Consider the following 1,309-nt stretch of genomic DNA (forward strand, 5'->3'; position numbering starts at 1 on the left):
TGAACCGTACCGGGTTTGTCGGAGACTCAGTATTCTGAGAGAATGTTCCGATGACCAAATTAAAATATACCCCTGAAATCAGAGAAAGAGCGGTTCAATTATTGATTGAATCTGAAAAAGACTATCCATCTAATTGGGCTGCGATCACAGCTATTGCGCCTAAGATTGGTTGTACTCCTGAAACACTTCGTGCTTGGCATCAAAAGCATTTAGATGAGCAAAATCCTATCAAAGTACAACAGATCTCTGATCAAGAAAAAATGAAGCAAATGGAACGTGAAATCAAAGAATTAAAGCGTGCCAATGAAATTCTGCGTAAAGCAGCCGCTTTTTTCGCCCAGGCGGAGCTCGACCGCCCACACAAATAATGGTGGATTTCATCCATAACAATAAGGCGTTATATGGTGTTGAGGCGATTTGTAGGATTTTACCGATCTCAGCTTCTACCTATTATCGAACACTAGATATTGCTGAAAACCCAGAACATCGAGCAAAGCGAGATCTACATGATTTGCATCATGCTGAACAAATTAAACGAATTTGGAAAGAAAGTTCAGGTCGATATGGTGTACGTAAAGTTTGGCAACAACTGAAACGTGAAGGTTATGTTATTGCACGCTGTACAGTGGTTCGCTTGATGAAGAAGCTAGGTATACAGGGTGTTTGGCGTGGGAAGAATAAATACACCACCCGTAGCCGAGATGATCAAAAAAGAGCGGATGATTTAGTGAAACGTAATTTTACTGCTGATTATCCAAACCAACTATGGGTCGGTGACTTCACGTATATTCAAACTCATTCAGGCTGGGTCTATACCGCCTTTATTATTGATGTGTTCTCACGAGCGATTGTTGGATGGAAAGTATCAACACGTATGAATACAGACATGGTGCTCGATGCACTAGAGCAAGCATTGCATGACCGAGGTATGCCTAAGAATGTGATTCATCATTCAGATAGAGGTGTTCAATATCTTTCAATTCGCTATACCAATCGTTTAGAAGCAGCAAATTTACGAGCATCAGTCGGTACGACCGGTGATTCATACGATAACGCTTTGGCTGAAACAGTGAATGGGTTATACAAAACAGAGGTGATTGAATATTTAAAAGCAGACTGGCAAGGTTTAGCGGATGTACAACTTGCGACATTAAATTGGGTAGATTGGTTCAACAAAAAGCGTGTACACAGCGCATTGGGTTATGTATCGCCTTTTGAGTTTGAAGCAATGTACTATGATAAGATTAACCCGTTAGGTCACGTGGCCTAACTTAAATAAAAATGTCTCCGACAAACCCGGTACGGTTCA

1 protein-coding gene and 1 other annotated feature are annotated in these 1,309 nt (G+C 41.0%); the gene reads left to right on the forward strand.

Annotation, left to right across the window (positions count from 1 at the left end):
* Nucleotides 1–50: 50 nt before the first annotated feature.
* Nucleotides 51–1,270, forward strand: a protein-coding gene (locus ACXM0J_RS18755; protein ID WP_085944009.1) for an IS3-like element ISAba34 family transposase whose coding sequence is annotated in 2 segments (ribosomal slippage) — nt 51–327 and nt 327–1,270 — 1,221 coding nt in all. Because the reading frame shifts where the segments join, the coding sequence is not laid out codon by codon here.
* Nucleotides 326–442, forward strand: a sequence feature (AL1L pseudoknot). It overlaps the preceding gene by 117 nt.
* Nucleotides 1,271–1,309 lie beyond the last annotated feature (39 nt).

The sequence above is a fragment of the Acinetobacter sp. GRABPA_MV_2 genome, assembly GCF_056725885.1.